Source organism: Sphingomonas bacterium (assembly GCF_903643065.1).
Classification (GTDB): Bacteria; Pseudomonadota; Alphaproteobacteria; order Sphingomonadales; family Sphingomonadaceae; genus Sphingomonas.
In genome coordinates this window covers 1-3338 of sequence record NZ_CAHJWX010000342.1, presented here as the reverse complement: position 1 = coordinate 3338, position 3338 = coordinate 1, and the positions used below count along the sequence as shown (strand labels likewise).

The following is a 3338-nucleotide window of genomic DNA, read 5'->3' as shown; positions in this document are numbered from 1 at the left end:
TCACGCGCGGCTGGGGCGGGCGGGTGCTCGTGACGCTCGCGCCCGAGATGGCCGGGCGCGACGCGGTCCGGCGACTGGTCGCGGCGGGCGTGATCCTGTCGGCCGGCCACACCGATGCGACCCATGCGCAGATGCGCGACGGTTTCGCCGACGGCTTCACCGGCGTCACCCACCTGTTCAACGCCATGTCGCCGCTGACCAGCCGTGCCCCCGGCGTCGTCGGCGCGGCGCTGGAGAGCGAGGCGTGGTGTGGCATTATCGTCGATGGCCGGCACGTCGATCCGGCGGTGCTGCGGCTCGGGCTGAGATGCCACCGGCTCGACCGCTTCATGCTGGTCACCGACGCGATGCCCTGCGTCGGCGGCGACCGGCACCGCTTCACGCTCCAGGGCAAGACGATAACCGTGCGCGACGGCGCGTGCTACGATGGCGAGGGCCGGCTCGCGGGCGCCGACCTCGACATGGCGAGCGCGCTGCGCAACGCAGTGACGCTGCTCGGCCTCGACCTCGCCGATGCGTCGCGGATGGCAAGCGGTGCCCCCGCCGCGTTCCTGGGGCTGGCGGACGAGACCGGCCGGATCGCGGCCGGGCTGCGTGCCGACCTGGTGCTGCTGGACGACGACCTGGCGGTGCGGCGGACCTGGATCGGCGGGGTCGATGACGGAGGGGAACTTGATGCGTAGCGTTGCAGGCCTGGCGTTCGCGCTGCTGTCGCTGCTGGCCGGCGTACCCGCCCGGGCGGAGCCGCAGATCATCCCGCGCCCGCTCCACGTCGTCGAGCAATCGGGCGCCGCGGTCGCGTTCAGGGACGGGACGCCCCTGCTGACGCCGCCCGGCGACGCCGAAGCGGTGCAAGTCGCGCGCTATCTCGTCGATCTCACGCGCCGCACCGGCGAGCCCCGCCTCGCGATCGGCGCAGACGGTGCCGGACCCGCAATCCGGCTGGTTCGCCGTCCCGGCATCGCGCCCGAAGGCTATGCGCTCGACATCGGCGAGGCTGGCGCGACGATCACCGCGTCGACCCGCGGCGGGCTGTTCTATGGCGCGGTCAGTCTGTGGCAGCTCATGACCGCCGCGCCCGATCACCGCCTCGCCCGCGTCCACATCGAGGACGCGCCGCGCTTCCGCTGGCGCGGGCTGCTGCTCGACAGCGCCCGTCACCTCCAGTCGGTCGCCGAGATCGAGCGGACGATCGACTGGATGGCGCTGCACAAGCTCAACCGACTGCAATGGCACCTCGCCGACGATCAGGGCTGGCGGTTGCAGATCAGGCGCTATCCGCGGCTGACGGGCGTCGCGGCGTGGCGGACGACGCCGCCGGCGGCGGGTCTGGCGCCGGGGCGCTATGGCGGCTTCTACACGCAGGCGCAGGTGCGCCGGCTGGTGGCGCTCGCCGCGGCGCGCAACATCACGATCGTGCCGGAGATCGAGATGCCCGGCCACGCGACCGCCGCGATCCTCGCCTATCCCGCCGTCGGCCTGACGACGATGACCGCCGCCAACCTGGGCGACTGGGGAGTGTTTCCCTCGATCTACGGCGCCGACGCGCGCAGCTTCGCCTTCCTGCATGGCGTGCTCGACGAGGTGATGGCGATGTTCCCGTCGCACGAGATCGCGATCGGCGGCGACGAGGCGGTGCATACGCTGTGGCACGGCTCCCCGTCGGTGCAGGCGCAGATGCGGACCCTCGGCCTGAAGGACGAGAACGCGTTGCAGGCATGGTTCGTCGGCCGGATCGGCGACTACCTCAACGCGCACGGCCGCCGGCTGGTCGGCTGGGACGAGATCCTGGCGGACAAGGCGCTGGCCAGACAGGACATCGTCCTGTCCTGGCACGGCGCGGAGGGCGCGATCGCCGCGGCGCAGGCGGGACACGACGTGGTGATGGCGACCGCGCCGACGCTCTATCTCGACAACCGCCAGTCCGCCTCGCCGTCCGAACCGCCCGGCCGCGGCTTCGCGGTGACGCCGCGCGACATCTACGCCTACGACCCCGGCGACCCGCCGCACGCGTCGGGAACGCCTGCCCTGGGAACAGCGGCGTCGAGCCATGTCCTGGGCGTCCAGGGCCAGCTGTGGACCGAGCATGTCGACAGCGACGCACGGGTGGAGGCGATGATGCTGCCCCGCGCCGCCGCGCTCGCCGAGATCGGCTGGACCGCGGCCGACCGGCGCGACTGGCCGGACTTCGCCGCCCGCCTGCCGGCGATGCGCGCCCGGTACGCGGCGCTGGGGCTCCATCCCGACGAACCCGGCGCGCCGCCGCCGCAATCGCCGCGACGCGTCAGCCAGCAACTCGACCTGTGTACCGACGCTACCTCGCTCAATCTGGAAGGGCGCGCCGCCCCCGGCGAGGCGCGGGCGCCGGTCTACCTCGTCACGATCAGGAACCCATGCTGGATCTATCGCGGCATCGCGCCGACGGGCGTCGGCCACCTCGCGGTCGGCGTGGCGGCGCTGCCGTTCAACTTCCAGTTCGCCGACGATGTCTCGCTCCCGCCGCCGCCCGATCACCGCAACGAGCTGGTCGTCCGCAGGGGCTGCGACGGCCCCGTGCTGGCGACCGTCCCGCTGGCCGGGGTGACGCGCGACGGGGTGGCGCATGAACTCGTCGCGCCGCTGCCGCTCGGGACGGGTCGCGCCGACCTGTGCCTGGTGCTCGCGCGGGCAGGCGCCGACCCGTTATGGGTGCTCGGCTGGGCGGACCCGCGACCGTGACGCTCCGCCTCGTCTCGCCGATGCAGGGGTGGGCGGGGCCGCTCGCCGAGCTGCCCGACGCCGCCTTCGCCGGGGGACTGGTGGGGGACGGCGTCGCGATCGATCCCGTCGGCGGCGCCCTCCATGCGCCCTGCGCGGGCGTGGTGATCGGCGTTCACCGCGCGCGCCATGCGGTGACGCTGCGCGCGGACAACGGCGCGGAGATCCTGTGCCACATCGGCATCGAGACGGTGGGCCTCGGCGGCGAGGGCTTCACCGCCCACGTCGCCGACGGCGACCAGGTCGAGGCGGGCGCGCTGCTCGTCGGCTTCGACCTCGGCGTGCTCGCGCGCGGGGCGAGGAGCCTCGCCTCGCCGATCCTGGCGATCGACACCGACGCCTTTCGCGTCAGCCGGCGTGCCTGCGACACCCGTGTCGCGGTCGGCGACTGGCTGATGGACCTGGAGGCGACCGGGGCGGGGGCGGCCGCGTCGGTGCCGGCGGACCTGCCAGCCAGCGTTCGCGAGGTGATCCTGCCGCCGGGCCATGGCATCCATGCGCGTCCCGCCGCCGCGATCGTCGCCCGCGCGCGCCGGTTCGCGGCCGAGGTGGAGGTGGCGACGCCCCGCGCCAGCGCGTCC

At 74.0% G+C, this 3338-nt stretch carries 3 protein-coding genes; all 3 read left to right on the top strand.

Annotated features, from left to right (window positions below; genetic code table 11):
- The coding region (locus HUU95_RS11670; RefSeq protein WP_174280266.1) for an amidohydrolase family protein at nucleotides 1-683 on the top strand (683 nt) is incomplete at its 5' end.
- On the top strand, nucleotides 676-2718 hold the full coding sequence (locus HUU95_RS11665) for a beta-N-acetylhexosaminidase (protein ID WP_174280265.1): 2043 nt from the start codon (nucleotides 676-678) through the stop codon (nucleotides 2716-2718). The genes HUU95_RS11670 and HUU95_RS11665, both read left to right, overlap by 8 nt.
- Nucleotides 2715-3338, top strand: a 624-nt coding sequence (locus HUU95_RS11660; RefSeq protein WP_174280264.1) for a PTS sugar transporter subunit IIA, incomplete at its 3' end; no start/stop codon positions are given. The genes HUU95_RS11665 and HUU95_RS11660, both read left to right, overlap by 4 nt.